General features: G+C 68.9%; 8 protein-coding genes and 6 pseudogenes. 5 read left to right on the plus strand and 9 right to left on the minus strand.

All coding sequences use genetic code 11. From position 1 onward, the window contains the following. Positions 1–328: 328 nt before the first annotated feature. The 4 genes and pseudogenes from SGFS_RS10530 to SGFS_RS10545 form a co-directional block, all read right to left on the minus strand. A pseudogene (locus SGFS_RS10530) lies at positions 329–891 on the minus strand (fumarylacetoacetate hydrolase family protein); the annotation flags it as partial. A 214-nt stretch (positions 892–1,105) separates the two neighbouring features. After that, a complete protein-coding gene (locus tag SGFS_RS10535; RefSeq protein ID WP_286249428.1) occupies positions 1,106–2,386 on the minus strand; it encodes an IS701 family transposase in 1,281 nt (426 codons plus the stop codon). Between the two features lie 63 nt (positions 2,387–2,449). After that, a pseudogene (locus SGFS_RS10540) lies at positions 2,450–2,837 on the minus strand (VOC family protein); the annotation flags it as partial. A gap of 178 nt (positions 2,838–3,015) precedes the next feature. Beyond that, on the minus strand, positions 3,016–5,397 hold the full coding sequence (locus SGFS_RS10545; RefSeq protein ID WP_286249541.1) for a SpoIIE family protein phosphatase: 2,382 nt from the start codon (positions 5,395–5,397) through the stop codon (positions 3,016–3,018). Between the two features lie 396 nt (positions 5,398–5,793). Between SGFS_RS10545 and SGFS_RS10550 the strand changes: the two are divergent. Beyond that, positions 5,794–6,479, plus strand: a pseudogene (locus tag SGFS_RS10550) (LysR substrate-binding domain-containing protein); the annotation flags it as partial. 883 nt (positions 6,480–7,362) lie between these two features. Here SGFS_RS10550 and SGFS_RS10555 read toward each other — a convergent pair. Beyond that, positions 7,363–8,181 (minus strand): NPP1 family protein, encoded by an 819-nt coding sequence (locus SGFS_RS10555; RefSeq protein ID WP_286249542.1) that lies wholly within the window; start codon positions 8,179–8,181, stop codon positions 7,363–7,365. A 289-nt stretch (positions 8,182–8,470) separates the two neighbouring features. Here SGFS_RS10555 and SGFS_RS10560 point away from each other — a divergent pair, with 289 nt between their 5' ends. Then, positions 8,471–12,301 carry an nSTAND1 domain-containing NTPase gene (locus SGFS_RS10560; protein WP_286249543.1) on the plus strand — a complete coding sequence of 1,277 codons (3,831 nt, stop codon included), beginning with the start codon at positions 8,471–8,473 and terminating at the stop codon, positions 12,299–12,301. Between the two features lie 530 nt (positions 12,302–12,831). Here SGFS_RS10560 and SGFS_RS10565 read toward each other — a convergent pair. Beyond that, on the minus strand, positions 12,832–14,688 hold the full coding sequence (locus tag SGFS_RS10565) for a ricin-type beta-trefoil lectin domain protein (RefSeq protein WP_286249544.1): 1,857 nt from the start codon (positions 14,686–14,688) through the stop codon (positions 12,832–12,834). Positions 14,689–15,147: 459 nt separating this feature from the next. After that, a pseudogene (locus tag SGFS_RS10570) lies at positions 15,148–15,650 on the minus strand (IS1380 family transposase); the annotation flags it as partial. A gap of 240 nt (positions 15,651–15,890) precedes the next feature. Between SGFS_RS10570 and SGFS_RS10575 the strand changes: the two are divergent. Further along, positions 15,891–16,337: pseudogene (locus tag SGFS_RS10575) on the plus strand (ABC transporter ATP-binding protein); the annotation flags it as partial. A 1-nt stretch (position 16,338) separates the two neighbouring features. After that, positions 16,339–16,470, plus strand: a pseudogene (locus SGFS_RS10580) (LuxR C-terminal-related transcriptional regulator); the annotation flags it as partial. Here the strand turns inward: SGFS_RS10580 and SGFS_RS10585 are convergent. Continuing rightward, positions 16,457–17,283, minus strand: a protein-coding gene (locus SGFS_RS10585; protein WP_434026738.1) for an IS5 family transposase whose coding sequence is annotated in 2 segments (ribosomal slippage) — positions 16,457–16,923 and positions 16,923–17,283 — 828 coding nt in all. Because the reading frame shifts where the segments join, the coding sequence is not laid out codon by codon here. The pseudogene SGFS_RS10580 and the gene SGFS_RS10585 sit on opposite strands and share 14 nt — an antisense overlap. A gap of 153 nt (positions 17,284–17,436) precedes the next feature. Continuing rightward, a protein-coding gene (locus SGFS_RS10590) for an IS5 family transposase (protein WP_434025902.1) occupies positions 17,437–18,233 on the minus strand; the annotation gives its coding sequence in 2 pieces (ribosomal slippage) (positions 17,437–17,895 and positions 17,898–18,233; 795 coding nt in all). Positions 18,234–18,330: 97 nt separating this feature from the next. Between SGFS_RS10590 and SGFS_RS10595 the strand changes: the two genes are divergently transcribed. Continuing rightward, the gene (locus SGFS_RS10595) at positions 18,331–19,320 is read left to right on the plus strand and encodes an NAD(P)-binding domain-containing protein (RefSeq protein ID WP_286249545.1); all 990 of its coding nucleotides are present in this window, start codon (positions 18,331–18,333) and stop codon (positions 19,318–19,320) included. Positions 19,321–20,738: the final 1,418 nt, after the last annotated feature.

Consider the following 20,738-nt stretch of genomic DNA (forward strand, 5'->3'; position numbering starts at 1 on the left):
AGGGTTGCGGATCGAGTGAGGCGGTCGCGAAAGGTCGGGGCGGCCGGACGATCCTGGTCCTGACGTGCGGCAGAAGCGCTGCACTGAGCCTGACCGCCTGGCCTCATCGGGCCACCGGGTTGATACTCCTGGCCGTCATGGACACCTTACATCAAATTTAGAATCTTGATTCTGTTGTAGGTTAGGTGTCCGCTGCCTCAACCGTCAACAGCAGGCGTCGTGGCGATCACGGCCCGGCCTCGGGGCAGTGCGTTCACGGCCGCTCCCGGGTACGGCGGCGGGCGCCCGGCAGTGCAACCGAATCGACGCCCACGACCACGGTGTTGTTGTCTTTTCCCCGGCAGGAGCCGAGGCGTACCTGCTTCTCGCGGTTCCGGAGGTCCCGCGCGGACCAGTCGTTGAGGATCGTGTGGCCGATGATGTGCTCGCGGGCCTGCTCGGGAGTGAGGTCGCGACCACCGCGGCCGATGACAGCGGCGACCTTGAGTTCGAAATCGAGGACATGTGACCCAGGAGGCACGGGGACGTCGTCGTACGGGCCGATGACCGCGTACGGGTTGATGAAGTAGAAGACGGGAGCTTCATAGCAGGCTTCGGCCACTCCGTCGGCACCATCCACGGACCGCCGTACGCCTTCGAGGTGTTCCTTGAAGATCACGAAGTCCCGGATGGTCGGCGGCTCCAGTGATGGCAGCAGGCGCACCTGGGACAGAAGGACCTCCGCCGGGGTGTCGAGGGCGACAGTGTCGGCTTCGAGCAGTGCGGGGAGGCGGTCGCGGAGCCGGACCAGCTCCTGCAGCGGCCGTGTGCCCGGGACGAGTTGAGGCTGCCGTCCTCCTCGACCGCGGCAACCCCGGTCCGGCCCAGGTGTGTGTAGGTGGCGAAACGCATGGGGACTCCAGACTCCGCGGCCTTCACTCCACGGCCTTCGAAGAACACATCCAGGAGGTTCGGGATCACACCGGCGGAACGACGAAGCAACCACGGTCGACGTTGTTGAAGGACTCCCTGATAGGACTCCGTTAGGTCTGTCTTGATCTTGGCGTCGTGTGTGTCCTGGCGGGTAGGGGTTGGTGACAGGTGGTGCAGATGCCGGTCCAGCACCTCAGGACGTCCTGGAGGGTGTCAAGGACTTGGTAGAGGGTGAGACCGGTGCGAGGACTTTTGGGGCCAGGCGCTGTTCGGTGAGGAAGGCGTGGGCGGCGGTCACGAGGGTGACATGGTGGTGCCAGCCAGGCCAGGAACGGCCCTCGAAGTGGTCAAGTCCCAGGCCGTGCTTGAGTTCGCGGTAGTCGTGCTCGATGCGCCAGCGGACCTTGGCCAGACGCACCAGGTCGGCGATCGGGGTGTCGTCCGGCAGGTTGGACAGCCAGTAGTCGGTAGGCGCTTCGGCATCGGCGGGCCACTCGACCAGCAGCCAACAGTCGGGCAGGATCCCGTCCCACCACCCCTGTTCAGCTGAGGCCGCAGCCCTGATGGGACGCTCGACGGCCTTGCCCGCGGGCCGCACGCGCACGGCGGCGAAGCGGGAGCGCAACTCCCCTCTCGACCCGAGCCGCCAGGTGACAGAGGTGAACGCCTCCTGCCCAAGGCCGGCGGCAAGGGCTGCCACCGAGGGCGCGGGGTGCCGGTAGCGGGGCTGGGGCCAGCAGCCGGTATCCCCGTTGCGGGCCGGGGCCTCGGGCTCGGCGTCGAAGGGGTGGGCGCTCACGTCCGAACGGATGGCCAGGACGTAGGCGAGTTGGCGGTCGGCAAGGGCGGCCCGCAGGTGCGCGTTGGTTCCGTAGGCGGCATCGGCCACCACGACCGGTGGGTTCATGCCCCAGCCTGCCAGTGTGTCGAGCATCTCCAGGGCCAGGCGCCACTTCTCGCGGTGCGTGACCTCGGGCGGGACGCGGGTGAGGGCCCGGCGGCCGGTGTCCGCAGCCCATTCCCGGGGCAGGAACAGCCGCCACTGCAGCGGGCAGGAGGCGGTATCGCTCGCGGCGTGGACGCTGACCGCGACCTGGCAGTTCGCCCGTTTCCCCAGAGCCCCGCAGTACTGCGGGGCCACCCCGGCCGACATCCTCCCGTCCTTGGGCACCGACACGTCGTCGATCACCCACGCCGCCGGACCGATCAGCGGCAGCATCCGTTCGCAGATCCGCCGCTGCACCGGCACCGGATCCCAGGTCGACTGGTTCACGAACTGCTGCAGGTTCTGCTCGTTGCCGTCCGGCAGCCGCGTGGCCATCGCCTGGATCGACTTACGGCGGCCCTCAAGCATCAGTCCCCGCAGATAGCAGTCGCTCTTGGCCCGCTGGTCCTTGCGCGGTACCGACGCGAACACATCCGCCACGTAGAACGCCAACGCCGCCCGTACACGGTTCACTTCATGTGCGTCCACACACCCAACATGCTCCCGAACAGGCCCGACAGGAAGACCTAACGGAGTCCTACTGACGATCGGTTCGTTGACGATCAGTTCGTTCATCGGGTTGGCGGTGCCCCACTGGTCGGCGACCTCCGGCTGGGAGAAGTCGTAGATGTGCGGGTGTCAGGTGTCCTCGTCGAGGAGCTCCAGTTCGGTCGTGTACTCGACGGTGTTGCCCTGCGGGTCGAGGAAGTACGTGAAGGTGTTGTCGCCCGCCATGTGCCGCCCGGGGCCTCAGATCCTGCGATGGCCGGCCCGGATCACGCGGCCGGAGCCGCGCATGTACGCGTCGATGCCGCGCGCATCTAGAAGTAGACGTGATGCAGGGAGGTGTGCGGACCCTGCGCGATGGCCACGGAGTGGTGCTGGCTGGAGATCCGCATGAAGTGCATGACCTCGCCCACCTGTGGGGTGAGCTGAGGGTTCAACGGTCGAGGGGCTCCGGGCTGGGCACTCACGCTCACAGGCATCGAACCGCGCTTCCGTCCCGGCCGCCAGAGGGTCTTGGGCCGACTGCTCCTGGAGGAGGCGCACCGGCTCACGAAGCACGTGAGTTGAGGGTTGCGGAAGAACCACCGTCAGGCCAACCCTAGGAACACGGCTCAGATGCTCTCGATGAGCTGCTCGGCCCAGATGGTCTTGCCGGCCGAGGTGTATCGGGTCCCCCAACGGTGGGTGAGTTCGGCGACAAGGAAGAGGCCTCGGCCACCCTCGTCGCTCAGCCGGGCCCGGCGCAGATGGGGCGAGGTGCTGCTGCCGTCGGAGATTTCACAGATCAGGGAGCGATCCCTGATCAGCCGCAGACCAATCGGACTGGTGCCGTACCGGATCGCGTTGGTGACCAGTTCGCTCACCACCAGCTCTGTCGTGAATGCAGCCGCCTCCAGCCGCCACTCGGCGAGCCTCTCGCCCACCTGCCTGCGGACCTCCGCCACGGCCTCGGGGGCGTCGGGCAACTTCCAGGACGCGACACGGTCCCGGTCCAGGACACGGGTGCGTGCGAAGAGCAGCGCGATGTCGTCGGCGCGGGACTCGTCGGTGCACAGTGCCGCGAGCACCGCGTCGCACTGCTCATCGGGTGAGGCCGCCGGTCGATCGGCCAGCGCCCGGCACACGGCATCGAGCCGTTCGTCGGTGTCCTGGTCACGGGACGCGATGAGCCCGTCCGTGAACAGAGCCAGCAGGCTGCCCTCGGGGACGCTGATGTCCACTGCTTCGAAGGGCAGACTGCCGAAACCGAGTGGCGGCCCGACCGGCACGTCGACGACCCGCGCGGTCCCGTCGAGGGTGAGCAGCACGGGCGGCGGGTGACCCGCCCTGGCCAAGGTGCAAGTGCCGGCCACCGGGTCGTAGATGGCGTAAAGGCAGCTACCTTCGATACCGCCGGAGACCAGGTCCATTTCGGTCACGTCGGCGTCTTCTCCATCGGCGGAGTGGGCCACGATGTCGTCAAGGTGGGTGAGGAGTTCGTCGGGCGGCAGGTCGATGTCGGCGAGGGTCCGCACGGCCGTGCGCAGCCGTCCCATCGTGGCGGAGGCGCTGATGCCGTGCCCGACGACATCCCCGACGACCAGGCCGACCCGTGCGCCCGGCAGTGGGATCACGTCGAACCAGTCGCCTCCCACCTCGGCTTCCCCGCCCGCCGGGAGGTAGCGCGTGGCGATTTCCGCGGCCGGATGCAGCGGCGGTCCGTGGGGCAGCAGCTGATGTTGCAGCGTCAGCGCGATCCCGCTTTCACGGGTGAACCGACGGGCGTTGTCCAGGCAGACCGCGGCGCGGGCGACCAGGTCCTCGGTGATGACGAGGTCGTCGGGGTCGAACCGCGGCCGTGCGTCGGAATGACGAAGGAAGACGACCACGCCGAGGGCGGTGCCATGGGCCACTACGGGTACCGCGATCAGTGAATACCTCCCCGGGGCAGGGCCTGCTTCGGCCGGCCACGCGCCGAACCACTGGGCGATGTCCGAGGAGGTGACGTCGTGCAGTTCCGCGCGGTGGGTGGTGAGGCAGTGGGCGATGGGCGACGATGGCGGGTAGAGCGTGCCCCTGCTCGGGCCGGGGACATTTTCATCGGTCTCGTTCACCGCGCGGCAGGCCGCCCTGCGCAGCAGGACCGGTCCTGACGGCACAGGCCCGGGCAGATCGCCCCGGAAGACGGGGTCCAGCAGTTCGACGATGGCTGCGTCCGCGAAGCGCGGAACGGCGACCTCCGCGATCTCGCTGGCGGTGCCCGTCACATCCAGGCTTTCGCCAATACGCGTCCGGGCCTCGCCCAGCAGCGCCAGCCGCTCGCGGGACTCATATTGCTCGGAGTAGTCAAGCACCGACAGCCCCACGGCTCGTGGGCGGCCGTCAACGTCCCTCAGCGGGAAGACGTCCAGTGACCATGCGTGCGCCCTGGGCTCGTTGGGGAGCTTGACGAAGCTTTCCATGGACTGCGGCTCAGCGGTCTGCGTCACCCGCAGCAACCGTCGGTAGACCGGTACGTAAGCGGGGCCTTCGAGGAAGTCGGTCATCATCCGGCCACGGACCATGTCCTCGCTGAGACCGACCACCCGTGACGCGGCCCGATTGAACCGCCGCACCCGCGCCTGGAGGTCGTAGATCGCCAGTTGCGAGGGGTGCTGGTCGAACAGCCACCGCGTCAGCTCGTCGTCCGTCGGGGGCGCGCCGCTTTCGGTCCGGGGCTCCGCCGTCAGGAGGAAGCCGACCGGTTGATCACCGGTCGGCAACGGGTACAGCCGTGCCTCGGCGTCCAGTGCCCTGCCCGCACGGTCCTGGAGAGCCGGGCCGTCTCCGGCGAAGAGATCGGTCAGCGGCCTGCCGAGGATTTCCTGCGGAGGATACCCCCAGAGCGACTGCGCCCCGACGCTCCAGCCGATCACCATGGCGCGGGAGTCCGCGACCGCGAAGGCCGCGGTCGTGTCAACGAGGTGGCCGGCCGGCACCGGGGAAAGACGGCTCGGCAACGCGGGGAACGTCATCGTCGTGCCTCACCTGATCCGGGGCGGGGTGACCGGCTTTTTCCACCATGCTCTCCGCCCCGCGCCGCTGCAAGGCGAACCACTGCAGCGCTCCCGGCACCCGGATTCCGTGGGGTTCGTGGATGCAGCGGAAAGTTCCCGTCGGGTGCGAGCCGCCGACTGGGACTGTGGCGGGAGGACCAGGGGCGCGAGCGTCGTACCTGTTGTCGCGCGTGGGTCTGTTGTCGCCTGTCCATCTCCCGGCGGCAGGTCGTCGATGCGCGCAACTCTGCGTAGCGGCGAGCGGGAGGGCGTCAATGGCCGGTAGGTGAGACGTAGTGTATGCATGCCAAGGTCGGCCATTGTGGCGAGGAACGCGTCGCGCCCGTCCGAGGGCAGTGACGCCGCAGATCACGTAGCCAGGCCGACTTCGACCCCGCCCGCGAGGAACACGAGTTCACCCTGGTGGCCTCCGACTACGCGGTCGCCGTCTTCAGGGCCGAACTCGCCCGCACCATGCACCACAGGGCTCCCCGCATCCGGCTGCGCTTCACCCAGGCCCCGCCCGGCATCGTCGAGAAGGCGGGCACCCTCCTGAGCACGACCGACGGGCTTCTGATGCCACACGGCATCATCAGCAACTTCCCCGCCACCGAGCTCCATGAGGACCGGTGGGTCTTCCTCGTCGCCGAGGACAACCCGAGGTCGGCGACAGCCTCACCCGCAAGGATCTGGCACGGCTCCCCTGGGTGACATACCAGCGCACCTACGACGCCCCGGCCGTCCGCCAGCTGGGCATGCTCGGCATCGAGCCGAGGGGAGAGGTGTCCGTCGACAGCTTCCAGTCACCGCCCTTCCTGGTCGCCGGCACCCACCGCATCGCCCTCGTCCAGAAGCTCCTCGCGGAACGCCTGCGCTGCGTCGCACCCGTGCGGATCATCGAGCCGCCCTATGAGGCAGTCCCCGTCCGCCAAGCGCTTTGGCGGCACCCGGTCCACACCCTCGACGCGGCGCACATCTGGCTGCGCGAAACCGCCGTGCGGGTCGCGGCAACCTTCACCGGGCAGGCCGCGCGGCCATCGCAGCATTCACAAGCCGGATGACGGTAAGTGGGGAATCCCTTCACGCGGTGCACGAGCGCCGGAGAGAACCCGGTCCGTGACCATGCCGGTTCCTGCCACCCTCCCGGGCGATCCCTCGGCTGCCGACTGGCCACGGTGGTGACAGGGGCATTACGGCCCTCGCAACGTCGGAGGCCCCGAATACGGAGCTTCCTTTCCTGTACTCCCTGGACCTCACCGCCATCCGAGTCGGTCCGCGTCGGTCACCGTGCCGCGCCGCAGGTCCTCTGCAACGCGCCGGGGCGATCGGGCGGCGCTACTTCTGTTCTGGCACAAACGGCAACCTCGACGGCAAGTGGACTGCCCTCGCTGGCGTCCTCGGCGATCGGTGACACGGTCCACCGACCGCGCGCCGGACGAGGCGGCACGTACCTGCGGTTGCTGCAACGTGCTCGTCCGCAGCCACCAGCTCGACCAGGCGATGCGACTGGCCGGACGTTTCCGGGATGGCCCGAGCCAGGATCGCGATGGCCTCCTCCACGTCCGGCGTCTGAAAGAAGCTTTGCGAAGCTCTGCTCCTCGAACCAATTGTCCGATTCAGGGCGCGCCTGAGCCTCCCCGATCGCCTGCTCCCGGAGGCCGTTGGCGACCAGGAGCTTGGTCCGCAACCGGAACAAGCTGTACTCCGCAGAACCAAATCGGGCCTTGCGGTCATCGAGGCACGCCAAGCCGACCTCGGCACGGCCCTGGGCGGCATATCCCCGCGGGCGCGTCGGCACCGGGCCGACGCGGGAGCGGTGGCGGATCTGTGCGCCGGACGCGCTGTATCGGCGGGTGTGTGGCCGCCGTCGGGGATGGGCCGGTCCCGACGGCCGGTGAGCGCCGTCGGGACCGGCCGGTTCTGGTGCCCGTCAGGGTCGGGGGATCAGCCCGCGCCGGTCGGGTCGAAGGGGATTCCCTCCGGCTTGGCGCGCTTGAGCTCCTCCACGAAGCGGCCGTCCTTCAGTGGGAAGTTGGCATCGCCCCAGGTGGCGTTCTGCATCTTGCTCTGGAGGTTCACGCCGTTGTTGCCGGCCGGGAAGCTGTTCCAGCTGACCAGGCCGGGGCGGTCCCAGCCACCGTCACCCCACGCCTCCGGGACCTCACCGGACTTGGCGAAGCGGAAGGTGTGGGTGGAGGCGCCGTCCTTGTGGTAGACGACCTTGAGCCGGACACCGTCCTTCTGTACCGAGGAGAACGACGCCTTCGTGTACTTGCCGTGGGCGGATACGGACACGTGCTGGGGCGTGCTCGCGCCCTGCGGCATCCATACCACCGCGGACTCCCAGTCGTGGCGGTGCGAGGTGGGGGTGCAGCCGGCGCAGCTCATGTCCTTCTCGAAGTACAGGGTGTAGACGATCCCGCACCAGCCGTTGTTGCACTTCACCCGAGAGTAGGTGTTGGCCTTGCCGAGGTGGCCCGAGCGGCACTGGCCGGTGACCGGGCCGCTGTCGTCGAGGCCCCCGTTGAGGGTGCCGTTCTTGTCGATCGCCGCGACGGGGAAGCAGCTGTCCGAGTCGTAGTCGAACAGGGGCTGGAACGTCTTCTGGAACGACGTGGTGCTCACGGGCAGCGGCGACAGCACGGCGGCCTGCGCGCTGCCCGTGAAGCCTACGGCAAGGACGCAGGCGCTGCCCGCGACGAGTGCGGCCCTGCCGAGACGGCCGAGACGGGACTTCACTGGCTTCTTCGTGACTTGGGACATCAGCGGTTCTCCACTTGCTTCCGCGTGGGGGGTGCCGGTAATCCGGCCTGGCGGGACAGAGGCTGGCAAGTGGAGAATTGATCGGCACCTGTTTCCATCAGGACAATCAACTCGGGATGGTGGCCCCGGGTTGTTCGGCGGCGTGTACGGCCGCTGTCATCAACGCCACACTTCGTGCGGTCAGGGTTACGGGTGTTGACCGCGATACGTATGTTGATCGCCGCCTGAAGCGTTCACTGAGCCTTTCAGTCGCGCCAAATGGCAGCAAACTTCGATGTGTTGGGAGTAGATGAGTCCTGTGGGGCGTCCCGAAAGACCTCTGGATCCGGCGGCCGGTCCCGTGCAGCGCCTCGCCCACGAGCTGCGCGATCTGCGCCGGGCCGCCGGTAGCCCCTCCTACCGGGCGATGGCCGAGGGCGCCGGCTTCTCGGCGACGACCCTCTCCCAGGCCGCGGCCGGCGAACGGCTCCCCTCGCTCGCCGTCGTCCGGGGGTACGTACAGGCCTGCGGGGGCGACCCCGGGGAGTGGGAACCGCGCTGGAAGGAAGCGGAGGCGGCATCCACCGAGGCCCCCGTGGACGACGGTGGGGACGGACTGGTGCCCTACCGAGGCCTCGCCCGATTCGAACTGGACGACCACGCGCTGTTCTTCGGCCGCGACCGGCTGGTGGAGGAGCTGTGCGAGCTGGTCTCCGCACACCGCTTCGCGGCCGTCTTCGGCGCCTCCGGCAGCGGCAAGTCCTCGCTGCTGCGCGCCGGGTTCCTCCCCCGGATCCGCGAGAGACTCGCGCGGCGGGGGCGTGACGCGGTGTTGCGAGTGTTCACCCCGGGCGCTCGGCCGGCCGAGACGTACGGGCATCTGCTGGTCACCGCCGAGGGCGAGCCGGAGAGCTGGGTGGTGGTCGACCAGTTCGAGGAGGTGTTCACGCTCTGCCGGGACGAGGCGGAACGGGCCCGTTTCCTCGACCTTCTACTCACCGCCCGTGACCCGCACTCTCGGCTGCGCGTCCTCATCGCCGTCCGCGCCGACTTCTACGCCCGCTGCGCCGAACACCCGGACCTCGCGGCCACGCTGCGGCACGCCGGGTTGCCGGTCGGCCCAATGACCGCGGAAGAGCTGCGCGAGGTGGTGGTACGGCCCGCGCAGGCCGCCGGGCTCCTGGTCGAGCGGTCACTCGCCACGAGCGTGGTCGAGGAGATCCTCGGTCGGCCCGGCGCGCTGCCCATGCTGTCGCACGCCCTGCTGGAGACCTGGCGCCGCCGCCGGGGTCGCATGCTGACCACAGCCGCGTACGAGGCGGCCGGCGGCCTCAACGGCGCGATCGCGGCCAGCGCCGAGGAGGTGTACGGACAGCTGTCCGCGCCGCAGGCCACCGCCGCCCGGCAGCTCCTGTTACGGCTGGTCGAGCCGGGCCGGGGCACCGCCGACACGGGGCGCCCGCTGACCCGGGACGAACTCGAGGAGTGCGGCCACCCCGATCTGCACCTGGTCGTCGAACGGCTCGCCCGCGCCCGGCTGCTGACCGTCGACGAGGACGGCGTCCGCCTCGCCCACGAGTCCCTCATCGACGGCTGGCCCCGACTGCACAGCTGGATCGACCGGGACCGTGAACGGCTGCGCCACCACCGGCAGCTCACGGAGGCGGCCCGCGCGTGGCTGGAGCACGACCGCGACCCTGGCACCCTCTACCGGGGCGCCCGCCTGGCTCGTACGGAGGAGCTGTTCCCCGGCCATGCCACCGACCTCGCGCTCACCGAGGCCGAACGTGCCTTCCTCACCACCGCGTTCGACGTCCGCGAGGCGGAACACCAGGCCGCCGTCCGCTCCACACGACGTTCCCGGTTCCTGATCGGCGCGCTCTCGACCGTCCTCGCCATGGCGTGCGTCGCCGGCCTGGCCGCCTGGCAGCAGCACAACGACAACGGCCGGCAACAGACGCAGAACACCGCCCGCCGTATCGCCGCCGTCGCCGACGGCCTGCGCACCACCGACCCCCGCGCCGCCCTCCTCCTCGGCGTCGCCGCCTGGCGCATCGCCCCGCTCCCGGAAACCCGCCGGGCCCTCCTCGGCTCCCTCGCCCAGCCCGAGTCCGACTCCTTCAGCGACCCCGCCTCCGGCTACCGCTCCCAGCGCTTCCTCGCCGACTCCGGCCGCACCCTCCTCAGCGTCGACGACCGCACCTGGCAGACCTGGAACCTCGCCACCCGCCGCACCATCGCCTCCGGCCGCCTCCCCGAGGGCGAGGTCCTGGCCGCCGGCCCGGACGCCCGGGTCCTCGCGATCTCGGGGACCGACAGCGACGGCGTACGTCTGTGGAACATACGGGCCGGCCGGTGGACGGGGGGCCCGCCGCTCCCGCCGGGCGGCAAGGGGATCGCTTTCGGGGCGAGCGGACGGAGTTACGTCGTGGGAGGCGTCGGCACGGACACCGGTTCCGGCGCCGACCACGTACAACTGCGTTCCGTCACGGACGGCGCGGTGCTGTTCGAGGCGCGGGGGGCCACCCCCGCGAACGTGGCGCCCAGCGGCGACGACCGACTGGTGGCGGTGTGCCCCGCCGGGAAGACGCCGCAGGTGCTGGAGGTCGACGACCGTCGCGTGGTGCACGGCACATGGGAGCGGGCCAACGGGGTGTGTGACGACGAGTCGGCGGTGGCGTTCGGGGCCGACAGCCGGTTCGGCGTCGTCGGCGAGCACGGCGTGCGCGTGTGGGACGTCCGCTCCGGCGCCCAGGTCGCGGAGATCCGGGACCCCGAGGTGCGGTATGCGTCGTTCAGCCGCGACTGCGCGTTCCTGGCGACGGCCGGTTCCGCCGGCGAAGTCAGGGTGTGGCGTCTGTCAGCCCCGGCCGCGCCCGTGCTGCGCCATCCCCTGAGCAACCAGCATCTGCACGGCGGCCTCGCCTGGGACCCCGGTCCGCCCGTCCTGCGCTATCTGGAAGGCGGCACGGCCCACACTCTCGACCTGTCGACGACCGTCACCGCCGCCTGGCGCGACCACCCCATGGACGGGGTGCTCCTCAGCCCCGACGGCCGCGTCTTCGTCACCGCCGAACGCGCTGGCACCGGCTTCGGCTTCGAAGTCCGCGCCACCGAGAACGGCCACCTGCTGCGCACCCTGCCACCCCCGCCGCCTCCCCGGCCGCTCCCCTCAGCCCCTGCCGAGGGCCGCGCCGCTCCCGACGCCGACTACGCCCACAGCAAGGCGACGGCCGCGCCGCTCGCCCCCGGGGACACAGTCCCGCAGATGGCGTTCAGCCCCGATGGCAGAAAGATCATCTACGGTGTCACCTCACCCGGCAGACGGGCCGCGCCCCAGCGGTTCACCATCTGGGACCTGGCACGCGACCGCGAACAGAGCACGCTCGACCTGGCGCGCACCCAGTCCGGCACGGCGGTGACCGCCCTGGGCCTGAGCCCCGACGGCCGTACCCTGTTCACCACCCGGACCCCGGCCACCGGCGAACCGAGCAACGAGCAGTGGGACACCGTGAACCGCCGCCGCCTGGGCGCCCTCACCGCCCCCGGTCTCGCCAGCGCACTGGTGACCCTCAGCCCTCGCGACGAACTGGTCGTCGGGGACAACCGGGTCGGCCGCAAGGGTGCCAGGCGGAGCGTCGCGCTCGACCTCGTCCAGGGCGACCACATCACCGCGCTGACGTTCAGCCCCGACGGCAGCTTCGCGGCCGCGGGCGACCGTACCGGCCGGGTCGCCCTGTGGGACGGCGACCTGCGCCGCCGCGCCGGCATCCTGGGCAATGTCTTCCCGACCCCCCTCGGCGACACTCCCGAGGCGGTCAGCGCCCTCGCCCTCAGCCCCGACGGCCACACCCTCGCCGTCGGCGGCAACGCCGGCACCCTCCAACTCTGGGACACCACCACCCAACAGCCCCTTGGCGGCCCGCTCCCCACCCCCGCCGAGCCCATCGCCTCACTCGCCTTCAGCCCCGACAACACCACGCTCTTCGCCGCTGGCAGCCACGTCCCCCTTCGCCGCTACACCGTCGATCCCACCCGCATCATCCAGCAGGTCTGCGTCCGAGCCGGGAACGAGGACCTGACGAGGGCGGAGTGGGCCACGTACGTACCGGACGCGCCGTACCGAAAGGTGTGCGACTGAGGCTGGGGGACGAGCGACCCGCGTGCGCGTGGCCTCCGATGACCGCGCTGTTCGCGGGGGCAGCGAGACGCGGTCGGTTGTGTGGCGTTGTGACCAATGGCGGGTCACCGCCAGGTGATCGACCGTATCTTCCAGGCCACGGTCGGGGCCCGCACGCGAGTGCCGCCGTCCTCCCTGACGTCAAGGGTGCAAAGCGGCAGCACAGTACAGCTAACACCGTCGCAGGGCCTGCCCTCCCGGCAGGTGAAGGTGGTGCGAGGGAGTTCGTTCCCGGCGGGTGGGCGGCCGACGGCTGCTGCGTCGGGGACGCTCGTCAGGGCCACCGAAGGGCTTGTGCCGCTTCGCCGTTGCCGACGAGGGAGTGCGCGCGGCAGGTTCTTCGTCCGGCAGGGAGTCTTGGCCGGGCGTTCGCCCCGGCGGATGCCCCTTCTGGCTGTCGGATGCGGGCGCATGCTCCGCCTGCGGCGGTCAGGACGCCGCAGTGGCGCACGTTGGAGTGCGCCACCGGTGGTAAGCACGCAAGGCCCGGGTCATCCGCCGCTGGAGACACTCCACTTCTGGTTCGGGTTTCCGGTGCAGCTCCACAGTTGCACCGGCGATCCGTTTGCCGTTCCCATGCCTGTGACGTCGAGGCAGAGCCCGGAAAGGTCGTTCGTGACATCGCCGTTGGCATGGAACGTCCACTTCTGACTGGCGCCACCATTGCAGTCCCAGGTGATGACCTTCGTACCGTTCGTGGTGCCGTTGCCCGAGGCGCCCAGGCACTTGCCCGCGATCTGCAACTCCCTGCTTCCGGAGTACAGGTACTGCTGGGGGGTGCTGCCGGAGCCGCAGTCCCAGATGTACTGCTGCACCCCGTTGGCCGGGTTCCCGCGGTCGTCGAGACACCGGTTCGAGCCCTGGCCGACGATCTGCGCGGTGGCGTTCTGGGCGTTCTTGGTGAAGGTGATCGTGGCGTGCGAGGGGAGTGTGTAGGAGAAGGAACCGGCGCCGTTCCAGGTGGTGGTGAAGGTGGTGGCGGAGGAGTTGTTGTTGTACGCCACCAGCACCTCGCCGCCGTCGGGGTTCTTGTAGGCCTGGGCCCAGATGCCGCCGCCGTCGCTGTAGCCGATGCGGGTCGCACCGGGGACGACGAACTTGGAGAACTGGCCGAGCTGATAGTAGTTGTCGGTGTACGTGGCCTTGCCCGTCGCCTGGTCGATGGTGACCAGCCCGGTGCAGTTGGTACAGCCGACGCCCATCTTGGGCCCGCCATCGGTGTCCAGGGCGAGGTTCCACAGCAGGGCGCCGTTGGCCCAGTTATAGGTGGACTCCAGGGCGAGTTGGGCGGCGTTCATCGGAGCGATGCCGGGCCCGGTGGAGCACTCGCTTTCATAGATCCTCTTGTCCGGGGCGGTGTTGTGGATGGTGGTCATCCGGCCGAGGTCGTCCTGGTAGCAGTGCCACGCGGTGCCGTACATCGCGTCGCGTGCCGCCTGGTTGTTCAGCAACGTGTTGGCATAGTTGAGATCCACATGGTCGGCGTCACCGCCCAGGATCTTCGTGTCCCCCAGGCCGGCCTGCCGCAGCGCCGGAGCCAGGTTGTCGGCGATGAAGGTCGCCTCGTTGCTCGCGGGCCACAGCATCGCCGAGTAGGTGGACGGTGAGATGGTGGGCTCGTTCTGCGGGGTGACGCCCCAGACATTGACACCCTTGGCCTTGTACTCCTGGAGAAACTTCACGTAGTACTGCGCCAGCGGGCCGTACATGTCGGAGCGCAGGGTGCCGTTGTTGATGCCCAGCATGGTGTTGGTCGTCTTCATCCACGCCGGCGGGCTCCAGTTGTTGGTGAAGAGCTTCATCGCCGGGTTGAGCGCCTGGGCCTGCTTGATGACCGGGATGACGTACACGTCGTCGTGCGCGGTGGAGAAGTTGGCCAGGGTGGGGTCGGCGACGCCGCCGTTGTCGTCGTACGAGTACGTACCGGGGTTGCCGGGCGGGGTCGCGGTGTAGTCGGACGACCCCATCGGCACCCGCATCAGGGACAGGCCGATGCCGGAGCCCCTGCTGAACAGGTCGCGCATCACGCGGTCGCGGGTGGCCGCGCTGAGCTTGTTCTGCAGCAGGTAGGTCGAGGTGTCGGTGAAGGAGGCACCGAAACCGTCGATGGTCTGCAGAGTCTTGGTGTTGTCCACCATCAGGTTCACGGCCCCGGAGGAGACCGGACCGAGGGTGATGCCCGGCTGCGGAGTCAGCGCCTGGCTCAGGTCCGCGGTCGTCAGCGTCACCCCGATCACCGTGTCCGCGGCAACCGCCGGCGTCGCCAGCACCGCCAGACCGCCCGCAGCGGCCACTGCCAACGCGGTGACCTGCGCGCCGGCTCTACAAAATCGACGTCTGAGAAGCATGGAAGGAGTCCTCTTCCTGCCATGGCCCGTTCACCGTCTCGCGTTCCAGAGCAAGCGTTTGTAAGGGCCGTTGCTTAATTGCCCCACACTGTTGGGGCCAAAAGGGACCGGTGTCAAGATTCGTGACGCGTGCGGCCAGTGTGCCGGAGCCGCCCCGGCCCCGGCCGCAAGCCGATCCGTCACCACTCATCACAGGCCCAGCACCCCCTGCCACCTGCGCCGTTCCAGCACTGCGGGATTGCGGGTCCTACGACCCTGGCAGCCCCACGTGGGTGGTGACGAGGGAGTGGACGATGGCGAGGCCTGGCCCGGACCGCCTGTAGCGCGGTTGCGGGAGGTGTCGGCACGGTAGAAGCCTTCGAAGATGCGGCTACTTTGTTCGGCGGTGAATCCAGGGCCCCTGGTCGGCGACTTCCAGGACGACGCGGTCGCCGATCGTCTCGACGCCGATGCGAATCGCATGGGCATCCAGGCCAGCAGGTCGAGCGCGATCTGGACGATCTCCAGCCAGACCTGGTAGACGGGGCGCTTCGTTGCGCGCGGGCAGGCCACCGCTTCATGCCCCATTAGGTTGCGCAGGCCGGTGTCACGGGCGGCGCGGATGCGGTCCTCGACTCGGGCACTCTGGCGGTGCCACAGCTCCAGCTCGGCGATCGGTGTGTGCTGGGTGTTGGTGGCCAAGCAGGTCAGCCGCATTCCGTAGGCGTCGGTGAATCGCAACTGCGCGCCAGGATGCGGCCGTTCCTTGCGGACAATCATCCGTATCCCCTTGGGCCGGCCGTCCAGGACGTCCCCGGCGAGCTCGGCCACTCGGGCACCTCGCGGATCTCGCCGTCCGGCTCGAGCGCGGGCGTCCAGGCCGAGGCCGGGACTTTCAGCACAGCCTCGTGGATGGCCTCTGTGATACCGGCGAGGAGGTCGTCACCGAGGCCGGTCACGAGTGCGCGCCCCCGAAGCGACAACACCCCCCAAAGCCCGCCACCAACTCCATTCATGGGTATGCCCGCTGATGTGTCAGGGTTCGAACCGATACCTCCATCAGTAAGCCGCCGGGTGCGAGAGGGCGAGTGGTACCGCGGTACCACTCGCCCTCCGAAGATTCCCCCGGGGTCCCAAGGATCAGGCCTGCCGCGCTCCTAGCTTCGAATGCAGACACCGCGGTGCGGCCGCGGCCGATTTCGAGGTAGGAAAGGCCCACTCCCATGATCGAAGCGCGTGAGCTGACAAAGCGATACGGGGACAAGACGGTCGTCGACAACCTCAGCTTCACCGTCAAGCCAGGTGAGGTGACCGGCTTCCTGGGGCCCAACGGCGCGGGCAAGTCCACGACCATGCGCATGATCGTCGGCCTGGACTCCCCCACCAAGGGCTCGGTCGCCGTGAACGGGCACTCCTACGCCAAGCTCGCCGCGCCGTTGCAGGAGATCGGCACGCTGCTGGAGGCCAAGTCCGTACACCCGGGGCGTACCGCGTTGAACCACCTGATGGCGCTCGCGAACACCCACGGCATTCCGCGCCGCCGGGTGGAGGAGGTCATCGAGCTGGCGGGGCTGACCAGCGTGGCCGGCAAGCGCGTGGGTGCCTTTTCGCTCGGCATGGGCCAGCGGCTCGGTATCGCCGCGGCCCTCCTCGGCGACCCGGCGATCGTAACGACTCGTCCTCACCGAGTCCACGGTCAAGAAGCACGTCGGGCGGGTCCTCGCCAAGATCGGGGCGCGCGACCGCATCCAAGCCGTGATCACGGCGTACGACACCGGGTTGGTCAGGACTAAGCGGTCCTAACAAGGCGTTGGACGTGGCGGTGAGTGATCAGGCAGGTGGCGAGGCCGAGGAAGGCTTCGTGGATGTCGTCGCGTCGTTCCCAGCGGATGCGCAGTCGGCGGAAGCCGTGCAGCCAGGAGATCGTGCGCTCGACGACGTAGCGGAAGGTGCCGAGGCCGGAGCCGTGTGGCTGGCCTCGTTCGGCGATGACAGGGCGGATGCCGCGTTGCCACAGCAGGCACCGGTACTTGTCGTGGTCGTAGCCGCGGTCCGCGAGGAGCGCGTCGGGTCGGCGTCTGGGCCGGCCGACGAGTCCGGCCACGGCCGGAACCTTGTCCAGCAGGGGCAGCAACTGGGTGACGTCGTTGCGGTTTCCGCCGGTCAGCAAGACTGCGAGCGGGATGCCCTGGCCGTCGGTGAGGACGTGGTGCTTGCTGCCCGGCCGTGCGCGGTCGACCGGGCTGGGCCCGCTTTTGGGCCGCGCCGGGCCGCCCTGACGTGGGAGGAGTCGATCACCGCCCGCGACCAGTCCAGCTTCTTCGCCACCCGCAGCTTCTTCAGCAGCACCAGGTAGAGTCCGTCCCACACGCCGGCCTCGTTCCACGCGGCCAGCCGCCGCCAGCACGTCATCCCCGACCCGCAGCCCAGCTCCTGCGGCAGATACTCCCACTGGATGCCGGTATGCAGCACGAACAGAATCCCGCACAACGCTTGCCGGTCCGGCACCCGCGGCCGGCTCTCCACCAGCTTCGGCCCCGGCCCGGGCAGCAACGGCTCGATCAGCGACCACAGTTCATCCGACACGATCCACGGCCGCGACTGACGTTTCCCCACGGCCAGACCAACGACCACCCGCGCCGAAAATCACATGATCAACGGCTTCTGTTAGGACCTTTTAGGGGAACCGCCCTCGGGGTCGCCGATGCGCGCGCAGCTCGCGGATTCGCCGACGGAAGCACTCGACGTAGACCTTTTTAAGACGTCGTCTCATTTGGCGAGTCTGCGGTAGCAGATGAGGCTGCAGGCAATGGCGGTGAAGGCCAGGAAGTGTTCGGCCTTGCGTTCGTAGCGGCGGTGCAGACGGCGGCAGCCGCCCAGCCATGACATCGTGCGCTCGATAGTCCAACGGTGTCGGCCGAGTCGCGTGGAGGACTCGATGCCCTTGCGGGCGATGCGGTGCCGGATACCTCGCTTGCGTAGCCATCGGCGCAGGTGGTCGTAGTCGTAGCCTTTGTCCGCGTGCAGCTTGGCCGGCCGGCGTCTGCGCGGGCCGCGGCGGGAGCGGATCGGCGGGATGCCGCGCACCAGCGGCTCGAGTGCCTGGCTGTCATGCAGGTTCGCGCCGGAGATCCCGACCGAGAGGGGTAAACCGGTCCGCTCGGTGATCAAGTGGACCTTCGAGCCCTTCTTGCCCCGGTCTACAGGATTCGGACCTGTCAGGTCCCCCCTTTCAGGGCCCGCATGTTCACCGAGTCGATCGCGCAACGTGACCAGTCCAACTCTCCGCGCGAGCCCAGTTCGTCGAGGATGACGCGGTGCAGCTTCGCCCAGACCCGGGCGGCGGTCCACTCGGTGAAGCGCCGGTGCGCGGTCGGCCCCGAGGGGCCGAAGACCGGCGGCAACTGCCGCCAGGTGCAACCCGTCGTGGCCACGAAGATGATCGCGGCCAGCACCTCACGATCCCCGTACCGCCGCCGACCGCCGCCCTGCGGCCGCGATGGAGCAGGCGGGACCACCCACTGGAACAGTTCCCACAACTCGTCCGGCACCATGCGCTCGACCATCACCACATCGTGCAGACTACCCAGCACTCCAAATGAGACGACGTCTAAACCGATGGCTTGAGGTCCAGGCTGTCCGCTGAACTGGAGATCCGGCACCATGATCCAGCCCCCCACCCTCGGACTCATCGGCTGCGGAATGGTCGGCAACGCGCTGGCCCGTCTCGCCGTCGCCTCCGGCCTGAATGTCGTACTCAGCAACTCGCGCGGACCCGAGTCCCTCGCCGCCCTGGTCGCCGAACTCGGCCCACGAGCTCGCGCGGCCACACCGCCCGAGGCCGCCCAGGCGGGCGACCTGGTCGCGGTGGCCATCCCCCTGAACGCCTATGACCGGCTTCCCGCCACGGAGTTGGCGGGAAGAACCGTCATCGACCTCATGAACTACCACCCGGAGCGGCACGGCCCGATCGCCGTGCTGGACTCGGGCGGGATGACGCCCAGTCGCCTGGTCCAGCGGCACCTGGTCGGGTCCTCCGTGGTGAAGGTGTTCAGCGACATCGACTTCCGCCGTCTGCGCCCCGGCCCCCGGCTGGGTGTCCTCGACCGCAGCATCCTGCCCGTCGCGGGCGACGACGTGGACGCCAAGGCGGAGGTGTCCCGGCTGCTGAATGCCCTCGGCTACCACGTGTTGGACGTCGGCACGTTCGAGAACAGCCGGGTGCTCACTACCCTCGCGGTCGCCACCGAACAGGCCAGGGCGGTCACACGGGCGATGGCCGAGAAACTGGAGATCCTCCCGCCGGGCTCTCCCGGCTACGTGAACTGGCCGACCGCGTCCTGCTCCGCCGCCGTGAGGATCCGTCTGTCGCCCCAGGAACAGCGGATCATGACACTGACTGCCGCCGGCCGTTCGCTGTCAGAGGTGGCACAGGAGATGTACTTGTCGGAGAAGACAGTCAGGAACTATCTGAGCCGTATCTACGGGAAACTCGGCGTACGGTCCCGATACCAAGCCATTCTCCACTGGCTGGGGCACGTGGATACCCCTGACGTCGATTCCAGCGTGTCCCCGGCTGGCCAGGACCACCGAGCCCCAGCCGACCGGTCGTCGACCGCAGTTGTGACGGACCCCCGGCTCGGCCCGATGTAGCCCACCAAGGAAGTGTGGCTGATCGTCCGTAAGGAACGGCTGTACCTCTGGGCGTTGTGCTTCACCAACGCGCCAAGGGTCCGCCGGTCGCCGCGGTGGAGCAGCTCCACCGCGGCGACCGAGGGGCGAGGACCGCATCCCTGCCGCTACAGCGACGTCATCAGGGCGTGCCCTACGCGGTCACGGCGGCGCACTGAGCACTGTGCATCGTGAAGTTGCTGGTCACGGGTCTGGTGTGCTCGTGCTGGTCGCGGCGGATGACCTCGGCGTAGATCATCGGTCACCAGGCGACTTCGCGGTTCGTCAGGCATCCCATGCCGTTTTTCGGCGGCTCGGGAGTGCGGGTCTGTTTCCTAAATGCCCGCGCACTCCACGTAGGCATACCAGTTGCTCTCGTCATACCAGTACCAATAGGTACCAGTGGGGGTTCCGCCCCTCTTCTTACATTCCGCCTTAGCGAGTTGCGCAGCCTCAGTCTTGTAGGGGGCAGGGCCGCCCGTGACCTTCTGGACCGCGGATGCGGGCAACGCGGCCAAGACCACCAAAGCTCCTGACATCACCACCATCGCGAGTCCTCTCTTCATGGCCTGCGAACCAACAGGGTTTCTCTTGCTGCGCATATGAATCCGTTTCTGTGCAAGTCGGAAGCCCCGCTTCGGGGCCGTTGAACGTCCCAAGAGGACGGCCAGCCATGGCGAAATTCTCGCAGTCGTCGCCAAGGGACGCATAGAGGCAAATGTCCCTAGCGCGGGCGGAGATGTCACTTGCCGATGTGCATGTCCTTTGCCCCCCACACACACCGCCCCGATACCGGGTGTGAGACGCACGCCCCGCATAGCCTGGCCGTCGGTCTGGCGGCTGTGTTCTGCACAGTCGGCGCGATCCCCCTCGCCTTCGCCGCCGAGGGCTCGTCCACCACGGGCCCCGGCCGGCGGCTCCCCCAGCCGACGGCGCCCATCTCGACCCCGGGCATCAGCCCCGCTGGACCCGCCCCCGGCGGCCCTGGACCCATGGCGAGGTCGGAACGCTTCCGCGGCAGCGAGGTCGCCCGCGCAGGCGGGCAGGCCCAGCACGGACAGGCGGAATCGGGGGAGGGTGCAGGGGCAGGCACGGTCTTCCGGTGACATTTGCCCCTATGTGTTCCTTGATCACACCTGCGAGAATCTCATGCAGAACATTCGCTCCGCCAGGGAGCCGATGAGCGACTTTCCCATTCGCGCATAAAGGGGCGAAAGTGGCATGTCTGTTTCCCGAATGAAGGCGACACCCGAGCAGCACTGGCAGGGATCGCCCTGATCGATCTGATTCTGCCGGGACATTTCGCGGAGCCCGGCTGCGATGTTGCGCGAGCCGCCGCGCGGAGACGGTTGGACGCGAAGCTGCGCGTGGCCCCGCATGCGTAGGCGAATCCTGCCGAA

Source organism: Streptomyces graminofaciens (assembly GCF_030294945.1).
GTDB lineage: Bacteria > Actinomycetota > Actinomycetes > Streptomycetales > Streptomycetaceae > Streptomyces > Streptomyces graminofaciens.